The organism is Natronoglycomyces albus (assembly GCF_016925535.1).
Lineage (GTDB): Bacteria > Actinomycetota > Actinomycetes > Mycobacteriales > Micromonosporaceae > Natronoglycomyces > Natronoglycomyces albus.
Map to the genome: position 1 here is coordinate 3058943 of NZ_CP070496.1, position 21351 is coordinate 3080293.

At 59.3% G+C, this 21351-nt stretch carries 15 protein-coding genes; 2 read left to right on the forward strand and 13 right to left on the reverse strand.

Features of this window, described 5'->3' with window-relative positions; translation table 11 throughout:
* Positions 1-99: 99 nt before the first annotated feature.
* The 7 genes from JQS30_RS13165 to JQS30_RS13195 all read right to left on the reverse strand — a co-directional run bounded on the left by JQS30_RS13165 (position 100) and on the right by JQS30_RS13195 (position 10239).
* Positions 100-1425 carry an MFS transporter gene (locus JQS30_RS13165; protein ID WP_213170706.1) on the reverse strand — a complete coding sequence of 442 codons (1326 nt, stop codon included), beginning with the start codon at positions 1423-1425 and terminating at the stop codon, positions 100-102.
* Entirely contained in the window at positions 1416-2759 is a 1344-nt protein-coding gene (locus JQS30_RS13170) for a radical SAM/SPASM domain-containing protein (RefSeq protein ID WP_213170707.1), read from the reverse strand. Before JQS30_RS13170 ends, JQS30_RS13165 begins: the two co-directional genes overlap by 10 nt.
* Before the next feature lie 1202 nt (positions 2760-3961).
* On the reverse strand, positions 3962-5005 hold the full coding sequence (locus JQS30_RS13175; protein ID WP_213170708.1) for an ABC transporter ATP-binding protein: 1044 nt from the start codon (positions 5003-5005) through the stop codon (positions 3962-3964).
* The gene (locus JQS30_RS13180; protein ID WP_213170709.1) at positions 5002-6159 is read right to left on the reverse strand and encodes an ABC transporter ATP-binding protein; all 1158 of its coding nucleotides are present in this window, start codon (positions 6157-6159) and stop codon (positions 5002-5004) included. Before JQS30_RS13180 ends, JQS30_RS13175 begins: the two co-directional genes overlap by 4 nt.
* A gap of 5 nt (positions 6160-6164) precedes the next feature.
* Entirely contained in the window at positions 6165-7133 is a 969-nt protein-coding gene (locus JQS30_RS13185; protein ID WP_246497919.1) for an ABC transporter permease, read from the reverse strand.
* Between the two features lie 2 nt (positions 7134-7135).
* Positions 7136-8137, reverse strand: a complete 1002-nt coding sequence (locus JQS30_RS13190; RefSeq protein WP_213170710.1) for an ABC transporter permease — start codon at positions 8135-8137, stop codon at positions 7136-7138.
* Between the two features lie 464 nt (positions 8138-8601).
* Positions 8602-10239: an ABC transporter substrate-binding protein gene (locus tag JQS30_RS13195; RefSeq protein ID WP_213170711.1), complete on the reverse strand. Its 1638-nt coding sequence runs from the start codon at positions 10237-10239 to the stop codon at positions 8602-8604.
* A gap of 908 nt (positions 10240-11147) precedes the next feature.
* On the opposite strand from JQS30_RS13195, the gene JQS30_RS13200 reads away from it, so the two are divergent.
* On the forward strand, positions 11148-11390 hold the full coding sequence (locus JQS30_RS13200) for a hypothetical protein (RefSeq protein WP_213170712.1): 243 nt from the start codon (positions 11148-11150) through the stop codon (positions 11388-11390).
* Positions 11391-12245: 855 nt separating this feature from the next.
* On the opposite strand, the gene pruA is transcribed toward JQS30_RS13200, so the two are convergent.
* Positions 12246-13874 carry an L-glutamate gamma-semialdehyde dehydrogenase gene (gene pruA, locus JQS30_RS13205; RefSeq protein ID WP_213170713.1) on the reverse strand — a complete coding sequence of 543 codons (1629 nt, stop codon included), beginning with the start codon at positions 13872-13874 and terminating at the stop codon, positions 12246-12248.
* A gap of 326 nt (positions 13875-14200) precedes the next feature.
* On the opposite strand from pruA, the gene JQS30_RS13210 reads away from it, so the two are divergent.
* Positions 14201-15268: a hypothetical protein gene (locus tag JQS30_RS13210; RefSeq protein ID WP_213170714.1), complete on the forward strand. Its 1068-nt coding sequence runs from the start codon at positions 14201-14203 to the stop codon at positions 15266-15268.
* A 55-nt stretch (positions 15269-15323) separates the two neighbouring features.
* On the opposite strand, the gene JQS30_RS13215 is transcribed toward JQS30_RS13210, so the two are convergent.
* The 5 genes from JQS30_RS13215 to secA form a co-directional block, all read right to left on the reverse strand.
* Positions 15324-16031: a hypothetical protein gene (locus JQS30_RS13215; protein ID WP_213170715.1), complete on the reverse strand. Its 708-nt coding sequence runs from the start codon at positions 16029-16031 to the stop codon at positions 15324-15326.
* Between the two features lie 38 nt (positions 16032-16069).
* Positions 16070-17158 (reverse strand): hypothetical protein, encoded by a 1089-nt coding sequence (locus JQS30_RS13220; RefSeq protein ID WP_213170716.1) that lies wholly within the window; start codon positions 17156-17158, stop codon positions 16070-16072.
* A gap of 72 nt (positions 17159-17230) precedes the next feature.
* Positions 17231-17626 (reverse strand): hypothetical protein, encoded by a 396-nt coding sequence (locus JQS30_RS13225; protein WP_213170717.1) that lies wholly within the window; start codon positions 17624-17626, stop codon positions 17231-17233.
* 146 nt (positions 17627-17772) lie between these two features.
* Complete coding sequence (locus JQS30_RS13230) at positions 17773-18306, reverse strand: DUF6912 family protein (protein WP_213170718.1); 534 nt, start codon at positions 18304-18306, stop codon at positions 17773-17775.
* 76 nt (positions 18307-18382) lie between these two features.
* A complete protein-coding gene (secA, locus tag JQS30_RS13235; protein ID WP_213170719.1) occupies positions 18383-21310 on the reverse strand; it encodes a preprotein translocase subunit SecA in 2928 nt (975 codons plus the stop codon).
* Between the last annotated feature and the right edge of the window lie 41 nt (positions 21311-21351).

Consider the following 21351-nt stretch of genomic DNA (forward strand, 5'->3'; position numbering starts at 1 on the left):
GTTCGGCTCGGTGACCAGCGATCCAACTTAGTCGACAGTTATAGCGGTCGTCAAATCCTTTTTGGGATAGCGAGGGTTGGGATTGAGGTGGCGGTCGGTTTACTCAGGGGTGTTCGCGGTGGCGAATTCCTTTTGACGTCGTGCGATCTCGGAGCCAACTGTTCGCAGTTTGTGGCGGCACCAGATCCCGGAGAGGATGAGTCCGACTGCGGCGGCCATGAAGATCGCGTCGATGCGTTGCACGTTCATGCCCCACCATGTCAGGTTGAGGCCGGCGAGGATGGTTCCGGCGGCTGTGGTGCTGATGGCGATGCTCAGCAGGCCGGCTATGCGCACGGTGAGGCTGAATAGCGAGGTGACTCGCCCTAGTTTTTGGCTGGGTACGAGTCGCACCATCATGGGGAAGGCGATCACGTTGAAGATCCCCATCGCGAAACCAAACCCGCCGTTGATCACTAGTGCGGTGGCCAGGTCGGGTGTCCGTGACAGGGCTAGCAGTAGCGCTCCGGCCGTTATCAATGCCAGGTAGAGCAGGGCGGGTGCTCGTTCGGTATCGGCTAGCCTGCTGCCGAGCAAGGACCCGGCGATGGAGCCGCCTCCGAATATCGCCACCATGATCCCGTACCAGTAGGCGGAGGAGTTTAGGTTTTCGAGGACGAAGAAGATTTGTAGTGTTCCCACCATGCTCATTGCGGCGGTGCCGATGGTTCCGGCCACGAATATGTCGCGTACGAAGCGGTCGCGGGTCACGCTGTGCCAGCCGTCGCGAAATTCGATCCCGAATGATGGCGGTGCGGAGTCGACGGGCTGGGGTTTTTCTTCCCAGCCGGAGGTTTTGCGGGCCGCGATAAGCATGAGGAAGGAGAATACGAATGACATGGCGTTGATGAGGAACGCGGCGGCCACTCCGGCTACGGCCATGACTGCGGCCGCCAAACTTGGTCCGGCCATCTGGGCGATGTTGCCTTGGGTGTGCAGGTAGCCGGTGGCTCGCCCCAGTTTGTCGTCGGGGACGGTGTGCCGGATGGTGACAATTCGGGACGGCATGAGGAACTGTCCGGCGCCCGCGGTCACCATCGCCACCACGCAGATGAGCCCTATTAGCAGCCACATTGGTGTCGCCTCGGCCCATTGCCACAGGATGATGGCGGTGGCTGCCATGAGGCAGGCCATGATCGCGTCGACGGCCATCATCGTGCGCCATTTGTTCCACCGTTCGGCCAACACTCCCGCTATGGGGGCGACCACGATAGACACGGCGACCGACAGGATCGATATGAGGCCAATGACCATGGGGGCTTGGGTCATTCCGGCCAGCAGAACTCCACCGATCCAGATCCGCAGTGCGTTGGAGTTGAGCTGGTCGCCGGTGACGCTGAGTAGCCCACCGGCGAACATACGCCGGTAGGTGGCGTTTATGAGCACACTTGCAGCCCGTTCATCTGGGCGATCAGGTCAAATCGCTCCTGCACGTTGAACTTGTAGGCGGGGCATGGTGGGTTTCCTTCGTCCCACTGTTTCGGGCAGGCCCCTCCACATACGGGCAGCATTTTGCAGGTGGCGCACCAGGTCTTGCCACTTTCGACTGTTTCGGTCCAGTCGTCGTAGGGTCCGACGGGTCGCACTGTCAGTGGTAGTAGTTGGACCTTGCCCAGTGAGTCGGCCATCTCATGCTTGGGCACGAGCGGATGTTCGGTGCAGGAGAAGACGTTTCCTGAGCTGGAGATGACTTCGGAGCGCAGTGCCGTCGCCGAGCACACGGTGCCGACGATGCTTTCGGGCAGGATCGACACGTGTAGTCCGTGGTCGATCATTCGCTCGTACCAGTCCAGTTGCAGCTTGGAGAATTCGGAGCGTTCCACTTCGATCGCGGAGACATCGTTGCCCCACGAGTAGACCGGGACGAGGTTGAAGTCCACTTGGTCTTGGAAGAACTCGTGTTCGGCCATGAGGTCGATGTATTCATTGACCCATTCGCGGTTATTGACATCCACGTTGGTGCGCAGGCGGATGTGGAAGCAGCCGAGGTCGTCGTCTGCTAGGACCTGTTTCAGTACCGAGATGATGTGATCGAACGACCCTCCGCCTTTCTTGAGGGGGCGGTGGGTGTCGTGAATGCGGGCCGGTCCGTCCAGGGTGATTTCCAGGTGGGAGACCTGGCAATCCCGGATCAGTTCGCGGGCCTTGGCGTGTGTCAGCAAGCTGCCGTTGGTGACCATGGTGGCCTTGTAGCCTTTGCCGAGCCTTTCGCATTCGGCTATGAATTGGCGGCTGAGGTCCACCACGACGGGGTATCCGGCCATTGGTTCGCCGCCGAACCAGGAGATGTTCACCTTTTCGGTGGCTTCGTCGTTGATTCCGGCGAGTACTCGTTTGGCCACCGCGTCACGATGGCTGTCGGTGAGTTTGCCGGACTTGTGCAGCTGTCCGCAGTATGAGCAGCCCATATTGCAATAGCTGCTCGGTAGGAGAACGTAGTTGCGGAGGGCGAGGCTGCGGTTGGAGCGTCGTTGCCGGTTGAGCACGAAGTCGAGCTCATTGACCTCGGCGTCAACCACCGCTTGAATCTCTCTCAAGTCGCTCAGGTGCTCTTGGGCGATGGCCTCAACGTGGCCATTTTCCAACTGCGCCACGACGTCGCTGGGGAAACAGGCGATGGTACCGGTCCGAGTCGCATAGATCATCCGGTAGTCGATGTCATCGTCGGCGCGATATTGAGATCCACTGGTGTGCAGATAGTCGCTAACTTTTAGTTTCATGAAAAATCAGACACTCCTCGCAGAGTAAGAGGCTTATGCAAAAGTGGGGTTCAAGGTAGCCGGGAACGAAGTGTCCGCCGAGTAAATGGGCCGACGCGAGCGAAGATGACTTCTATTGCATATGCCTTTATGCGGGTTATGCAATAGCGCGCGTTCAAGGCCGTACCAGGCGGTGCTTACACAGGAAAACGAGCCGACGAAAGCGGCGAAAATGCCTTTTGCGTGATCCTCTATGAGAGTTGAGCCGGGGCAAATTGTATGTCATGGGTCGGCAGTTGCCATTTGTCAGTAGAGTGCAAAAATACTACTGCCGTGTTCGCTCTACGAAAGGGCGGCTGGAGAGCGACCCGGCTCATCTGTTCGACGGCCGAGTCGCTGGGTCAACTATTCGACCTGGCAGGAGCAGTTGCCGCCGTGGCAACCGCAGTTAACGCCACGGTTGCGGTTCTCGGGGTTAGTATTGGCGGCTTTCATCTTCAACATGATTATCTCCTCGAAGGTTGATTCACATCCCATGGCGGGTTCCATGGCATGTAAGTCAGGAGACTATAGTCCGGACGCACTCTTATCGCATATGTAACGCATAGCTTTCAGATTGAAAATGATACCCATTAAGAAATCTCCACATTAGCGGAGATTCACGGTACCAAAGTGACAGGGCGAGATCTCCATTCGCCGCAATTCACTCGCTTCATCGCATTCACTACTTCGGTGAATTTGCTCCCCAAAGGCGCTCTATTCACCGTTGAAAAAGGACCATTCGCAGGGCAGTTTTAGAGCCAAGAGGGCTACTTTTACAGCGAGGCTTAGAGCTCCTATCAGGTTTCTCTTCCTACTGCGGTGGAGTGATGTCGCGCCTGGCCGCGTTGTCGGCCCTTGCCCATACCCGCTGGGTATGAACAAGGGCCTCCGCCTCCCCACGCACTGACAGCACACCATCCTCGCCACGGAAACAAACCTGATAGGAGCTCTACGGGCCCCGCAAGGCCACTGGCCTCGACGGCCCCACCGGTGAGTGGGCCACCGCGCGATCGAACCGCGATGCGGTCTCCATGAATCCACATAGCAAGAGATCCCCCGGTAACGCTCTGACTGGGTTGGAAAACCCGGTTAGAGCGCCTACGGAGGACCTCTTGTCAATCAATGTCCCTTCGCGCACGGGGGCCCAGCTCACCCTGGCAAGGAATCGGCCTAAAGAGCCGCTAGACAATTTCCGCTTTGTCCTGCTGGATTTCCAATGTGCCCGAGGCAATGTCCTCGGCGAAGTGGCACGCCACTTTGTGAGGCGCGGCTTGTCCCGACTGGGCCTTATAGGACCGCAGCAAGGGCACTTCGGTCCTACACCGATCCTGCGCCCACGGACAGCGCGTGTGGAATCGGCAGCCCGATGGCGGATTAGCTGGTGATGGCAGGTCCCCTTGCAACAAGATCCGCTCGCGTCGATCTTCCACGTCCGGGTCCGGCACCGGGACAGCCGACATCAGTGAGCGAGTGTAGGGGTGCGCGGGCTCCGCGTAGAGCATGTCGGAGTCGGCTTCTTCGACCACCTGCCCCAGATACATGACGCCCACTTTGTCGGCGATGTGACGCACGACCGCCAGGTCGTGAGCGATGACGATATAGGCCACGCCGGTCTCCTCCTGAATCTCCTCCAGAAGGTTCAGGACCTGAGCCTGAATCGACACGTCCAGGGCACTGACGGGCTCGTCGCAGATGATCAGGTCGGGGCGCAGCACGGTTGCCCGCGCGATCCCTATGCGCTGCCGCTGACCGCCGGAAAACTCGTGCGGGTAGCGAGTCAACGACGTGGAGGGCAGACCCACCGCGTCCAAGACCCCGTGCAGCATTTTGCGACGGGCGACCTTGCCTTTGGCCAGGCCATGGGCGATGAGCCCCTCGGAGAGAATTTCCTCGACACACTGACGCGGGTCGAGCGAACCCATCGGGTCCTGGAACACCATTTGTAGGCGCTGTCGCGACTTACGCATGTCCTCGGTCGATAGGGCCGCCAGATCAACGCCGTCGAAGTACACATGGCCCGAGGTGATCTCGTTGAGTCGCAAAATAGCTCGCCCCAGAGTGGACTTGCCGCATCCGGACTCGCCCACCAGCCCATAGGTCTGGCCGGGTTCCACTTCCAATGTCACCCCGTCGACCGCGCGGACGTGGCCGATCGTGCGCTCGATGAGAATGCCCTTTTTGATGGGAAAATGGACCTTGAGGTCCTCTACCTTCAGCAAGCTCACGCCTCGGCCTCCTCATTGTCGTCGGTCGACTTCTCGTCCGAGTGACTTCCTGACACCGCCTCGGCTGCGGTCTCCACCGTAGCCAGGTCGTCGGTGGGATTATGCGGTTGGGCTGGATTGACACAGCGGTGACGGTGCGGATAGTCCTTACCCGAACCTTCCCGCCCAGAACCGTAGGTGCTACCGATCTTGGCCGTGGCGTCCTTCTCCAGCTCGCCATAGGCGCCTAGCAAGACCAGCTCGGGAGTTCCCTGTAGACATTCCATTTCATAGCGGTCGCAGCGCGGCGCGAAGGCGCATCCGTCTCGCCAATCCACAATGTCGTTAATGGAGCCGCGAATGGGCTTCAGAGGTTCCCCCCGAGCCGAGTCCAGCCGAGGAATCGAACCCAGCAGGCCCGTGGAGTAGGGGTGTGTGGGCCGGTGGAACAGGTCACGCCGCTCGGCGGCCTCGACCACTCGGCCCGCATAGAGCACATTTACCCGGTCGCACAATCCCGCGACCACACCTAGGTCGTGAGTGATCATGAGAAGCGCCGTGCCCTCTTGATCCACTAGCTCTTTGAGAAGCTCCAGGATTTGCGCCTGAATGGTCACATCCAGAGCCGTGGTCGGCTCATCGGCGATCATGAGGCGCGGTGCGCAAGCGACGGCCATCGCGATGAGCGCACGCTGACGCATACCGCCGGAGAGCTCGTGCGGATACTCCTTGAGTCGCCGGGTCGGGTCGGGGATGCCGACCCGCTCCAGCAGGTGAGCTGCCTCTTTCTTGGCCTTCTCCCCCTTCAAGCCGCGGTGACGTTTGAGGATCTCAGTGACCTGTAGCCCGACAGGGACCACGGGGTTGAGCGACGAGAGCGGATCTTGAAAGATCATGGCCAACTCGGTGCCGCGCATATCACGTAGCCGACTGCGCGAGATCGACAGCAAGTCGGTTCCGTTGTAACTGACCTCGCCGCCAATGTCGACTCCGCGGCGAGGCAGCAAGCCCATGAGCGCCAACGACGTCACTGACTTTCCACAGCCGGACTCGCCAACCAAACCAACGACCTCGCCGGAGTCCACGTCGAACGAGACACCATCGACTGCGCGGTTGGGGGCTCGGTTCTTCTTCGTGAAGGCGACCGACAGCTCGTTTACTTCCAGCAGTGACACGCCACTCACTTCCTCAACTTCGGATCTAGGGATTCACGCATCGACTCACCGAGCAAGGTGAAGCCGAGGGCCGTGATGATAATGGCGATGGCCGGGAAGATGGCCATAAACGGCGCCGGTCCAATGAAGCGCTGCGCGTCGGCCAACATGCCGCCCCACTCGGGGTAGGAGATATCGGCCGAGCCCAAGCCAAGGTAGGACAGAGCCGCCGCTTCGATAATGGCCGTGGCCAGTGTCAAAGTCGCCTGCACCAAGATCGGCCCCATCGAGTTGGGAAGCACATGGCTAAAGACGATCTTCGGGCGCTTCACTCCCAAAGAGACCGAGGCGGTCACATAGTCAGACTGCGATTGGGCGAGCATGGAACCGCGCAGCAATCGGGCGAAGATGGGAATTTGTGCCACACCTACCGCGATCATCACCGTCGTCAGGCTGGGCCCGAGAATGGCGGCGACCGAGACGGCCAGCAACAGGGCCGGCACCGACAGCATGATGTCGACAATGCGCATCAGAAAGTTGTCGACCCGTTTGCCCCAGCGGCCGCCCAGTCCCGCGCATGCCCCGGCCGTACCGCCCAACAGGGCCCCGAACACGAGCCCCAGCAAGGTGGCGACGACTCCGACTAGCAGTGATTGTCGCGCCCCGACCAGCATCCGGGAAAGTAGGTCGCGCCCGGCATGGTCCAATCCCAGGAGGTTCTCCGCGCGCGGCCCGACGAAGATGTTCTGGTTGGGGAACACGTCGCCACGCCACAGCTGCGCGGTTGGGTCGTGTGGAGCGATCCAAGGAGCCAAGACCGCCAAGACAACGAAGATTCCCACGATAATCGCACCGGCGATCGCCATGGGGCTGCGCCGCATTTGTCGCATCGCCTCCACCCACAGGTTCGCACCCGCGGTGGCATCCTTGCTCGCCGATAGCTGAGCGAGCCGGTCGATCTTGTCTACTTTGTTTTGCTTCAATGTGGACATCATGATTACTGCACCCGCACTCTCGGGTCGAGGAGCGTGTAACACAGGTCCACCAACAAGTTCACGATGACGAACACCACCGCGATGAGGAGAATCGACCCCATGATGGCTTCGTAGTCGCGGGTTTGGGTGGCGTTGTATACGAAGGAACCCAGACCACCGAAGTTGAACACCGACTCGGTCAGGACCGCTCCGGCCAGTAGCGCCCCGGTCAACAGACCGGTCGCCGTGACCACCGGCAACATCGCGTTACGCAAGACGTGGCGGGTTTGAATGACGTGGGCCTTCAAACCTTTGGACTCGGCGGTGCGCACGAAATCCTCTCCCAGGGTTTCCAACACACTGGCACGGGTCATACGGGTGATGACCGCCAGCGGAATCGACGACAGGGCCAAACCGGGGAGAATCAAGTGTGTCAAGGCATCACCGGTGACATGGAATTCTCCGGTGATGATGGAGTCAAAGACTCGCAACCCGGTGATGTTCGTATACGACAACCCGGTCGTCAGACGTGAACCGGCGGGCAGCCAGCCCAGCTGAACGGCGAAGACTTCCTTGAGCATGAACGCCAGGAAGAAAACCGGGGTACAAATGCCCACGAGGGAACCGGCCACAGCTCCGAAGTCGAGGATTCCGCCGCGTTTGCGAGCGGCGAGGTACCCCAGCGGCACACCGACAAAGAAGGCGATGATCATGGCCATCATGGCCAGTTCGAACGTGGCTGGGAAACGCTCGGCAATTTCGGTCGACACTTGGCGACCTTGCAGCGTCGTGCCCAGGTCAAATTGCAGCAGCCGCTGCATGAACAGCCCATATTGCAGCCAGATCGGTTCATTCAGACCGAGCGCTTCGCGTGCGGCCTCCCGGTCCGCCGCAGTGGCGTTGTCGGGCAAAAGCGCGTTTTCGGGTCCGCCGGGCAATGCCCTGACCCACGCGAACAGCAGCACAGAGAGCCCAAACAATGTGGGAATGAGCTGCAATAGTCGTTTGACGATATATCGCAACACCGTGAAGTCCTATTAGCTATCAGGCGTCGATCGAGCGGTACGTCGCGACGGGCGCGTGGGCGAACGAGCACATGTGAGGATGCTCCCCAGCGCCAATCTGCTACGTATCTCGACCAAGGTCTCGCCTTAAGGGTCCTGCGAACCCGCTGCATTCCATGACTTGCGGTTCATGGGTCCATAGCCGGTACGTTGTCGTAGATTCAGTTTCCGGGGCAGGAAGCGGGGTTCGACAGGGTTGTCAAGAGATGTCTCTCAAAAGCTCTCAAAGAGGTCGGGATATTCGGATGTGGTCTCAGGGTCGCTGGCTGAGCTATTGAAGCGACCAGATCGGATGTGATGGTGATATTCGTGGGTAGTGGGGCCCAAGCACATTCGCTGAACCTGAGCCCCACAACCGGAGGTTTCATCGAGGTCGAACCCAAGCTGCTATCCGAAGCCCGGACTCGACCTATCTATGCGGTTGGTTACTTGAAGCTCACCTCGGCGAACATTTCCTGCGTCAGCTCGGAGATGTTCGGCGGGTTCACGTTGTCGGCGAAGACGATCGAGGGCGGCGACGAGGAGATTGGCAGCCCCGGCAGCTCATCCATGATCAAGACGTTCGCTTCTTGCAGCAACTGGGCACGAACGTCCGGGTCCGGCTCCGCGTCAACTTCGGCTAGCTTGTCGAAGACGTCGTCGTTGTCCATGCCGAATTCAGGCGTGTACGAGTCGAACCAGGTTCCCAGGAAGTTGTAACCCTCGTTGAAGTCGCCGGTCCAGCCCAGCAGGTACATCTCGCAGTCTCCGCCGTTGGCGGCGGGGATGTAGTCGTTCCACTGCATCGGGACCTCGACGATCTCGACTCCGACAGCTTCCAGGTCGCTCTTGATGGACTCGAAGATGTCCTGCACGCTGGGCATGTAGGGCCGCGAAATGTCGGTCGGCCAGCAGAATTCCAGGCTCAGGTCTTCGTGACCAGCGTCGGCCAGCATGCTCTGGGCGGTGTCGGGGTCGTAGTCGAACGTACGGACGTCCGGGCTCCAAGCACTCAGAGTGGAAGGCATGAACTGGGTCGCGACCTCTCCACCCTCAGGCAGGATTCGGTCGACGATGTCCTGGCGGTTGACAGCGTGGGCCAGTGCCTCGCGAACCTCAAGATCGGCCAGAGCTTCGTTGTCCTGCTGGAAGGCCAGGTACAGGATGTTAAAGACGCCACGGGCGGGAACCTGATAGCCGGCTTCGGCTAGCTCCACCGCGTGAGCGGGCGGAACCAGGTCGTATCCGTGGATCTCACCAGACTCCAGGGCCTGCTTGAGAGCGGTCTCGTCGTCGTAGGCCTTGAAGATGATCGATTCGACGCCAGCGGGCTCGCCCCAGTAGTCGTCAAAGCGGTCCAGCTTGATCTCGGCGGCCGAGTGGTCCCATTCGGAGTACTGGAACGGGCCGGTTCCGGCGAGGACGCCGACTTCCTGCGTATAGGACGGAAGCGGGTCGCTGGAATCCTGCATTTCGGTGTCATCGATCTGCGCCAGGGAGTCTGGGCTGATGATTCCGAAGGTGGCCATGGAGAAGGCGCCCGGGTAGTTCGCGCTCACCTCGTTGAGCTCGATGACCACGTCGAGGCCGTCTGCGGTGCAGCCGGCGTAGTTGTCGCGACCACGGTCGGCGGCCGGGTCAGCGTGGCTACCGAACAGGTTGCCCCAGTAGTAGGTCACGGTGTTGGACTGCATTGGTTCAGGGAAGTTGTACCAACGGTCGAAGTTGGCACAGACGACATCGCCGGTCAGTTCGGCTCCATCGTGGAATACTACGTCCTCGCGCAGATTGAACGTCCATGTTAGACCGTCTTCGGTGACGTCGTAGTCTTCGGCTAGACCGGGCACGATTTCGTTTCCGCCGGACTCATGGTCCAACAGCGTGTCGAAAACCTGGCGGGTCACACGGAAGGTTTCACCTTCAGAGGTGAATACCGGGTCTAGAGTGACCGGCTGCCCGTGGACACCGAAGATGAAGGTACCGTCTCCGTCTCCGCCGCCTGTATCAGCGGTACACGCTCCAGTGGCTACCACTGCGCCGGCAGCGACCACTGCGAGCAGTTTCTTCGCAGTAAGTTTTTTCATTTCATCGCCTCACAAGAGGGGGGTATGACGTCCGTCATGCATTGTGACCCTGACCTTAGTATTCACTCAGGTGAATGTGAACGCCTGGGGGGTAGGTGATGCATAACCGTGATTCTTACCGTGGCCACCTCGTGACCCCCATCGCCTCATCCAAACCACGATCCATGACAAGACACCATAACCAGGAATTATGTAGTCACAGATCCTACACGCCCCAGTGATTTACATCATCATCATTGACAACAGTCGATACGCGACCGCTACCCACCGGGTCGCTTTTCACCCTACAGACTGCTCAATGAAATGCAATTGGGCATAGACACATCGCTATGTCTCGATCCCTTAAATTGCTCGAATTGTCAAAGATGGGATAAATTCCCCATAATGCTATATATGTCTCGTGGTACTCAATAGTCTCTGCTCCTCGGCCGAGCGTGACGCTTCCCAAGCCTGCTAGCCCCTCATGCGACTCCAGTACGACCACGAAGGCGCGGGATTTCCCCTGCCGCGACATGACCTCCTCACGGGTTCCCCTGTCACTCCTTGATTCATCACAAATACAAATCAGTTGCGCTACTGCCACCGGCGTGCGAGGATTCAGACATGATCATTTAGAAACGCCGTTCAGTGCTGGCAGAGCCCCAACCACGTGTCGGCCCCAGCACCCACATAAGCGTCCGTTCATTCACGCGCCTCTGCGAGGCTCACATCCGGCCGTTAGCCCAGTATTCTCCAGCCCGATACACATACGTGGCCCTTCAATGGAATATTGGCGGCGACCGCCGGGAGGAGACTCGGCGCCAGGACTACAATTCTGCTGCTACAGCAGGCGCGTTTTTATTTGATTCCAGCACCCAAAGGCAGCTAGTCGAGCCGCATCTGGGCCCGCTGGGTAGGGAGTCGCAGTTATGCCGCAAGAACCCACATCTGACCACCTGGCCAAAGGCCAGACCGCTGAACCAAAGTCCGAAAAGGACGACGACGCGGCACCGGCACAAAACCGCGCCGAGCGCCGTGCCGCCGCCCGCGGGAAATCCAAGGGCAAGGCCCAGGCCGCCTCTGCGGTCGGCAAGGGAGACACCAACAAAACTCACTTTGCCACCAAGCCAGCCGGAGGTGGGCCGAAGTTCATGCGCCGCAAAGCCTCTTAGCATCGGCGCTGCTGTTGAGAATCCTCGAACCTCCGAGTCGAGGAGGACCATAGCCCACCGCGATGCCTAGTACAAAAGTCGGCACGATCGTCTTAGTCGATCGTGCCGACTACTTTGTTCGCACAATTTCGCAGGCGCACAGGCGCATACGTTCAGCAGGCCTTCGGATCGCAAACTGCTCAGTAAGATGGCGCTCGCTGGACAGGAGCGTGACCTGCCTAGCGGACTGAGACTGTAATCGGGACGCCCGGTGAGCGTGGATGGCACCGCCTTCCACCACCAGTCCAACTAGCTCAGTCACTACCGAGGGAGCGATGCCGGGGTCGCTTTGGGCAATCTCACCGCTGCTACAGGCCGCCAGAAGCAGTGCGCTAGCGAAGGCAGCGATACCAATGCGCCAAGTGCTCTGATGGGTCCGCGCCGCAGGGAGAGGGACTCGTGAGGTCATTATCTAATGCTCCTTTTTGGTCCTTCTCGATACCGTTGGCGCAGAAGAGAATGAGTGGCCTAACCTATTAGGTTTCGGGATAGACGGACAATTCGAATGCCCCTCATGCCGAGCCTGATGCCAGGGAACCGAATCCCGTTGCTGGCAATCGTGCACAGCAATCAGCCACCGCCAATGGGTTGGCTAAGTCCAACCGCTGGCTCGTGCCCGTGAACCCGTTGACTGGAGCACAGAATCGGGGCGCCCCGACGCACAACGCTCGGCTGGGTTTTCCAGCCGAGCGTTGTGCTATGCCAGAGGGATAGACCCGATCATCACTCAAGGCCTTCGTAGCGGGCCCTCGATCCAGGCCGGGTTCGTACCCCTCATGATCTATTGGTTGCTTTGCGGTGAAGGAAGACTGAGAACTAGCCCTGGTGCGGGTACTTGTACTCAGTGGGCGGGACGAAGTTTTCCTTAATGGAACGCGGAGAGACCCAGCGGACCAGGTTCTGCCACGAACCGGCCTTGTCGTTGGTGCCCGAACCACGGGAACCACCGAACGGCTGCTGACCAACGACAGCTCCCGTGGGCTTGTCGTTGATGTAGTAGTTGCCCGCGGCGAAACGCAACGCTTCACTGGTGCGGCCGATGACCTCGCGGTCAGTGGCGAACAGGGCACCGGTCAGCGCGTAAGGCGCGATGTCGGCGGCCTGGTTAACCACGGAGTCGAACGCATTGTCCTCGAACACGTGCACACCCACGATCGGACCGAAGTACTCGGTGTGGAAAAGCTCATGGGTGGGGTCTGAGCATTCGATGACCGTCGGGTCCACAAAGTAGCCCACCGAGTCATCGGCGGTTCCACCGGCGAGAACCTCGCAGGAGTCGTCCCCGGAGACCCGGTCGAACAGCGCGGTGTGCTTGTCGAAGGCGCGCTTGTCGATCACGGCACCGCCGAAGTTCGAAAAGTCGGTCGGGTCGCCATAGCTGACATCACGAGCCATCTGCACAACCTTGTCGCGTACGCCCGCTTCCCACAGGGAACGCGGTACGTAGGAGCGAGAGACCGCCGAACACTTCTGGCCTTGGTACTCGAACGAGCCGCGCACAATCGCCACGGCCAGCTCATCGATATTGGCGCTCTCGTGGGCGATGATGAAGTCTTTACCACCGGTCTCACCCACCAGACGCGGGTAGGAACGGTAGTTGGCGATGTTGGTGCCCACGGTCTTCCACAGGTGCTGGAACACCGCGGTCGAACCGGTGAAGTGAACACCGGAGAGGTCCTTGTCGCTCATGACGACGTCCGAGATCTCCGGCCCCGGTCCGTGCACCATATTGATCACGCCATCGGGCAGACCGGCCGCACGCAGAACCTGCATGGTGAAGTGGGCCGACAGCAACTGGGTCGAAGCGGGCTTCCACACGACCGTGTTCCCCATCAGCGCCGGGGACGTCGGCAAGTTACCGGCGATGGCGGTGAAGTTAAACGGCGTGACCGCGTAGACGAAGCCGTCCAGCGGACGGTGGTCGGTCCGGTTCCACAGGCCTTTCGAGGAGATCGCCTGCTTAGAGTAGATCTGCTCGGCGAAGTGGACATTGAACCGCAAAAAGTCGATCAGTTCGCACGCAGCGTCGATTTCGGCCTGCATGGCCGTCTTCGACTGGCCCAAGATAGTGGCACCGTTGATCGTGTCGCGCCAGGGTCCGGCAAGCAACTCAGCGGCCTTCAAGAAGATGGCCGCCCGGTCCTCGAAAGGCATCCGGCTCCAGGCCGGGGCGGCCTTCTTCGCGGCAGCCACCGCGTCGGCGGCCTGCTCGGACGTGGCGGCGTGGGCAACACCGAGCACGTGAGCGTGTTTGTGAGGCTGTACGACCTTAATCTCTTCGCCGCCACCGCGACGGTCCTTGCCGCCGATGTGCATGTCAAGCACGTGCTGGGTTTTGGCGAGCTCACCCAGGCGGTTGAGCAGACTGTCGCGCTCGGCAGATCCGGGTGCGTAGTCGCAGACCGGTTCATTGACCGGGGTAGGCACGGTGAAAAGCGCGTCCATCGCTTAGCTCCCTCATAGGTTTGGCATCGTTGGCAATCGGAGGGGATCCCACGGGAGGTGGAGTCCACTACCTCCCGCATTTCACGGGGCCGCAGGCCCGGCTACCCCCTGAGATACTCGGGTGAACTGGGTCGTTCACGTCGGCAAACGTCCCGGTGCGAACGCGGCGCGTGCCCGAGCGAAGGAGGCGGCGATCTGTGGGCCCGTGAGAGGTCCCCGCAACCCCTTCATCCTCGCATAACTCTCCTCAAGCTGCCTAGGTATGAGAGGAAGGTCGCGCCGGTTGCCCAATGTGTTGAGCATCCCCGACCACGTAGGCTGGCGTTGTGAGCAATGCCGATCCCACCGCAGGCGCCAACGATGCGACCATCGACGACGACAGCACCTCCCCGAACGCACCCCAGGACTCACCTGGGCGAGTCTTGTCCCCGCTGACCGCCGGGGTTCTGACCATTATCTCCTTGGGCTGGCTAAGCCTCTACATCGTCAGCCTCTACAACATGCTGGGGGCGGAGCTTTCGGTCAATCAAGGCGCGATCGTGCTCTTGGCTTTGAGTCTGTCGGGTTTCTTCCTAGGCGGTACATATGCCGGGGCTGTGATGGGCCTCATTTGGGCCGAATGGCAGACCCACTCCAGCGGCCCGGTGTCATACATCCCCCGATGGCTTATGGCCATGCTCGGCGCGCTCATCGTCGCGATGATCACCTGCGTCACCGTGTTTCTGTTGTTCCTGGGGAACCCTGGTGCGGCCGGGTTGCTCTCAGGTGGCCTCGCCATCTCTATCCTGCTAGGTGGCACGCTGGGCATTTTCCGCCGCCGCACCGCCATTGCCGCGGGGCTGGTGGCCTTTATCGCGCTGCTGATGCTGATGATCCTGCGCGGATACGCGATGGACCCGATTTTCACCCTGTTCGAACAATTTGTCGAGGTTGACCGCGTCCTGGGCTACCAGATGTCGCAGATGCCGCTGAACCTCATCGGTGGCATTGCCTGCGGCATCGTCGCCTTCGCGTTCCTGCGCCTCACCCGCCTAAAGGCGAACCTGTGGACCTACATGGTGGCCGGGGCGATCCCGGGGCTCATCTGGTTGGGCGCTGAGATCCTCAATCGCGTTGTCGGTTCGATGCTGCTGAACATGGTCACCAACCTGCACGTTCTAGACGTCGCCAATCGGCAGATGGCGCTTGAAGCCCAGTTCAATGGTGCGCTAACTGTGTTGTTCGCCGGGGCGACCACCGCCGTGTTGGCATTCGGCCTGCTCTTGTCCCATGACGAGGACAAACCCACAGAGGACGAGGCCGACGATGAGACCAGCAGCAAGAACCCGGCTGACGATGATTCGCTAGCCTCAGCGACCGATGCGGAAGAACCCGCCTCACCGCCCAAAGAATGACGCGAATTCAAAAGTCCCCACTGGTGAGAACCCAGCTTGAGCGAGCCCGGGGAGTTCAATAGCGAGCAATGCTGTGATCGAGAACCGCCCGGTAGGCCTCATCCCGCACATCAGCCAGGAAAGCCACCACCCCGTCGCCAACAAGCGATGCGGGAACCTCGCCATCCATACGCAAACCGACCTGGACATATAGGTTCGCTACACAACTGATCAAAAGGGCATCGACGGGATTAGGGCTCGTTCGGCCATCAATAAACAAATTTAGCGAAGCCCCCTGGAAGCCTATACTTTCATTAACCGCAGCCGTCGAAAGTGACCACTGCTCAAAGCCCGCCGAACGATACGGCTCAGGAATAGAGATCCTTGTACTGCGAATGTCGATCGAGGAAACAGAGCTATGCATCCATTCGTCGACTCGGCCGTGTAGGTCATTGGAATCGCTTCGACACGGAGGGCCAAAGCTATTTGGCTCATACTGGTGTAGATGAATCACGACGTTGATTAGTTCAGTTTCGTCGACCGCGAGTGCTTTCACTTCACAAGTGATACCTTCACCACCTTCGGTAGCAGCCGGAAAACCGTGGGTCCCCTCAACCTGTGCCCCAAGCAATGCATGCTCACCAACGTGCCCCCGCACTGCATCTGACTCGCACACCGATTCCGGAGGAATCTCCAAATAAAAACCCACCAAATCAGAGCGATCCTGCCATCGAATAAAGAAGAAAACGCCCACCATAGCCACCAAGCCAGCGACTACGCCCACGAACAAGAGCCATCGCGACGAAAACCCGAAACGAAACATCAAAACCTCAACCCATAGCCAGGCACCAACGCCGCATAGCCCGGACCATCAGAGGAACCCAAACCTCCAAAAACCGAAAACTGTGCTGATAGATCCTGCGCATTTTGACTACTTCTTTGGCTAAACAACTTGGTAACCTCCTCAAAAGCATCCACAATCTTTTTCCCCACTTCATCAAGAAGTGCCGGCTGAATATTCATATCGTACGGCTCCTCCGTGATCTCACCGTTAATCTCCGGTGACGATTCGACAGATTGCCGCATTTCCGAGAGAGCCCACGTAGAAATTCCGGCAACGGTACCGATGGCAGCCAGAAACACCGACAGGGGCGGAATTCCAAGAAACATGAGCGACCCAAGACCAGCCACCCCAGTAAGACCACCAATCGTCGCCAGATGATCAGGCGTTACCCCTCCGTCACTTAGTTCCAGATTCACCTGTCTAATGATTCGATCGAAATTCACTTTGAGGGCATCGTGGTTGGCTTCTTCGGCCATGAGCGCCACTGCCAATGTTTCATTAAGGTAGGTGTGGGCCACCATCGCTCCTGGCAAAGCAAATGAAAAATTTCGCCGGAATTCCTCGGCCGCATCCTGATTCCATTTGTCTTCAGAGGTGGCTTCGATGATGGCCCGAACCGCATCATCATTGATCACCTTCACATCGACTCCTTTGTCACGAACTGTCGCCAAGTCAGGCAGTCCTAGTTGATGGAGTTTACCGATCCGGTCAGTGAAATCTTGGCTCACAGCGGCGAGCTTACTTTTCATATACCGCATTTCTGGGGTAGGAGCGAGATAGGGTTCCGCGATATTCATAATTGCCGAAACCACATCAGAGGCATGCATCTGCGCATCAGAGTGAGTCCTCAGCTCTAGATCTTCCGGGAGCTGTCTCGGAATCCATCGCTGGAGTACTTCCGAGTATTTCGGTGCCTGAATCCAACCACCAGTAGATGAATCCGGGTTCATATACTCGTTTGGTATTCCTTTTAGAATATATTTGACTGCGTTGTTATAGAGAGGTTCGTGCAATCCTTGGATACCTTGTTTGAGCCGAAAACCAGAAGGCACGGTAAAATTTGACATGGGAGTACCGATCTACAAGTCGAAGATAGCTAAAAAGGGCCCATACCGTCACTTTTAGAGTCCATCGTGTCGTCAAGTAGCGAAATCGGGCTCCGTATTCCCCGGATATGACGGTGGCTCTTCATCCCAAGGCGCACTCGAACCTTGACTCAAGATATCTTCTGCATATTCGTCGAAGATTTCCTGCAATTCACTTTCTTGCGTCCGAGCTTCCTCTGCCACATGCATAAGAAACTTACTGACGGCTCTAATATGAGCACTGGATTCATAAAGAATCTGGTAATAAAATTCGCTGCATTCAATCCAAGTCTGTTCGACTTCAGAATTGTGAGCGAAAACTGATTCGCGGCTGCGCGACGCTACTCCGACTTCATTTGCAATGTCGTCATAGAAGTTGGCTAGCCTTCGGATCTCGTTTTCAGCCACAGCTTCAAGTTCTGAGGGAATGATGACGCGGTCATTGGCCATTCGGGGTAAAGCCTTTCAAACTTCGGCACCGGTGGGTATACCAACGGCCTATGCGTTAACCACGGGGCTGGTCGGCGCTGGCGAGGGATTACAGATCACGTCCGCAATCGCGAACATCATGATTCTATCGCTCACTCGCCATTACGTCAGTTTTCGAAACGCTTCAGAATTTCAGCCAGCTCGGCCGGGTGATACCACTCCAGGTGATGTGCCTCAAGAGCTTCCACTATCGCGGTAGCCTCTTCGTCGCCTTCCATCGCCTGGGGCCATGCGGCCGCTGCTGCGGCTACGTCTTCGCTGGCGTCGGCCGAGTCCACATGGATCGCCGCGACCTTGCGTGCCGGAATCTCACCGCTCACACGGACCCGACTGTCGCCCTCGCTCTCGGCCAGCACCGCAATCGCCTCGCCGGGAACGTCGGCGGCCACCACGACGCGCAATCGCCGCTGGTTTGCTTGTCGGCTCAAGAGATCCAGCGCCCCCACCGAAGCGCGAGTAAAGGCGACGAATTCCAGATCTTCCTCGTTGGTGCCCTCCCCAACGAACTGGCGCAGCTGCGGCGTTACCGCGTGGGCTATCGCGGCCATGGGCAATGCGTCTGCATCGGCTTCGCGCAAAAGAGTGCCCGCCTCCAGCTCTCGCAGCGACGCCAAGGTTCCAGGAAGATAGATCCGTGTCATAGAAAAAGCTTAACGGTTGCCCCGCCACCGTTCACGGTGACGGAACAACCGTCAAAAACACCTAAACTAGCTCGAGTTACTTCGCGCTGGGTGCCCCGTGACACCGCTTGAACTTCTTGCCTGAACCGCAGTGGCACGGGTCGTTACGTCCCGGCCCCTGGGAAGCCCGAGCTTGCTGCGGATTGGCCTGCTGGGCGGGCGGAGCCTGTCCACCACCGGCGGGCCCGGGGCGGCGACCAGCCCGGGCCGGAGTTACCGCCCGCCGGGAACCAGCGCGGACGGTCTTACGGGCCTCGCCCTTGGCGTTGTTGTTCCCGCGCAATGCGGCGGGCACTTCATCCTCGGCGTTGGTTTCCCGGACGCCAACGGCTCCGCCGGAACCGGCTTGACCATCGATGATCGGGGCCGAGTAGCGCAGCTGCTTGGGTTTGCTGACCGGTTCCAGTCCGCGGATGTTGACTTCGGGTTCGTCTGCGGCCTCGGCGCCGGATTCTTCCTCGCCGTCCTTCTTCTTGGGCTTGATTTCAGCGTTGAAGAGGAAGCGCATGGTGTCTTCCTTGATGCCGTCGAGCATCACGCCGAACATGTCGAAGCCTTCGCGCTGGTACTCGATGACCGGGTTGCGCTGGGCGTAGGCGCGCAGATTGATGCCCTCTTTGAGATAGTCCATCTCGTAGAGGTGTTCACGCCATTTGCGGTCGATGACTTGGAGTAGCACGCGCCGTTCCAGGTTGCGGATGAGTTTCTCGCCAAACTCTTCCTCGCGCTCGGTGTAGTACTCGTGCGCGTCCTTCTGGATTGCCTCCAGCAGGGCCGGGGATTCGAGGTTTTCGATCCCGTCGGCGTCCTTGATCACTTCTTCGGCGGTGATACGGATCGGGTAGAGCAGTTTGAGCGCGCGCCACAGTTCGTCCAGGTCCCAGTCCTCGGCGTAGCCGTTGGCGGTCGCACCGTGAACGTATGCTTCCAGTACGTCATCGACCATGTTGCGGATCTGCTCAGAGACGTCTTCTCCGGCCAGCACGGTGCGGCGCTCTTCGTAGATGACGTTTCGCTGCTTGTTCATGACCTCGTCGAACTTCAAGACGTTCTTACGGGTCTCGGCGTTGTGGCCCTCGATTTGGGACTGGGCGCTTTGGATCTGCTTGGAGACCATCTTCGATTCGATCGGCACGTCGTCGGGGACGCGGAGCCGGTTCATCATGGCCTTGACAGCGTCGGCGTTGAAGCGGCGCATCAGGTCGTCCGATAGCGACAGGTAGAAGCGGCTGCGTCCGGGGTCGCCTTGACGCCCGGTACGTCCACGCAGCTGGTTGTCGATGCGGCGGGAATCGTGCCGCTCGGTTCCCAACACGTAGAGCCCTCCGAGCTCACGTACTTCGTCGCCCTCTTGGGCGCACAGCTCCTCGTATTTTTCGAGGGCGGCTTCCCACTCCTTGGCGTAAGTTTCCTCGTCGGCCTCGTCGATATTGCGGGCCCGTAGGTCAGCGGCGGCGTGGAACTCAGGGTTGCCGCCCAGCAGGATGTCGGTACCGCGACCGGCCATGTTCGTCGCGACGGTGACGGCGCCCTTTTGTCCAGCCTGGGCGATGATGTCGGCTTCGCGAGAGTGGTTCTTCGCGTTGAGGACATCGTGTTTGACACCGCGTTTGGTGAGCATCTGGGAGAGCATTTCGCTTTTTTGCACCGAGACGGTGCCCACGAGGACGGGCTGACCCATCTCGTGGCGTTCCACGATGTCGTCGACGACAGCGGCGAACTTCGCTTCTTCGGTCTTGTAGATGACATCGGGTTCGTCGACTCGGATCATCTCCCGGTGGGTGGGAATCGGCACCACACCAGTGTCATAGACGCGCTGGAACTCGCCCGCTTCGGTCATGGCCGTACCGGTCATGCCCGAGAGAGTCTCATACATGCGGAAGTAGTTTTGCAGGGTCGAGGAGGCCAGTGTCTGGTTTTCCTGCTTGATCTCCACGCCTTCGAGGGCCTCAATGGCTTGGTGGATTCCCTCGTTGAAGCGGCGGCCGGGCAGGACACGTCCGGTGAATTCGTCCACGATGAGAACTTCGCCGGAGTCGGAGACGATGTACTCCTTGTTGCGGCGGAAGAGTTCCTTGGCCTTGATGGCGTTGTTGAGGTAACCCACCAGCGGAGTGTTGGAGGATTCGTAGAGGTTTTCGATGCCTAGCCAGTCCTCGACGTAGGCGACGCCCTCTTCGGTGACGGCGACGGTGCGTTTGGCGTCGTCAACGTCGTAGTGTTCGCCGGATTTCATCCGTCCGACGATTCCGGCGAATTCCTTGTACCAGCGGGGGGCGTGTTCGGCGGGTCCGGAGATGATGATCGGGGTTCGCGCCTCGTCGACCAGGATCGAGTCCGCCTCGTCGACGATGGCGAAGTTGTGACCGCGCTGTACCAGGTCATCCAGCGAGGAGGTCATGTTGTCGCGCAGGTAGTCGAAGGCGAACTCGTTGTTCGTGCCGTGCGTGATGTCGCAGTTGTAGGCTTCGCGGTGTTTGGCCGAGCCTTCGCCGGGCAGCACCACGCCCACGGTCAGTCCCAGGAAGCGGTGAATTTCGCCCATCCACTCCGCGTCGCGTCGGGCCAGGTATTCGTTGACCGTGACGATGTGGACGCCTTTGCCCGAAAGGGCGTTGAGATAGGCGGGGAGGGTCGAGACCAGAGTCTTTCCCTCACCGGTCTTCATTTCGGCGATATTTCCCAAGTGGAGGGCGGCACCACCCATGATCTGCACGTCGTAGTGACGCATGCCCCGCACTCGCCAGGCGGCCTCACGGACGGTCGCGAAGGCTTCGGGGAGCAAGTCGTCCAAGGTTTCGCCGTCGCCCAGGCGTTCCTTAAACTCGTCGGTCATGGCCCGCAGTTCGTCATCGGAGAGCTTCTTGAAGTCCTCTTCCAGGCTATTGACGGCCACGGTGATGGCTTTAAGCTTCTTGAGAATGCGGCCTTCACCGGCGCGCAATAGCTTTTCAAAGATGGCCACGGAATTGTCAACTCCCAAAACATGCGGTCATAACGTCTCTG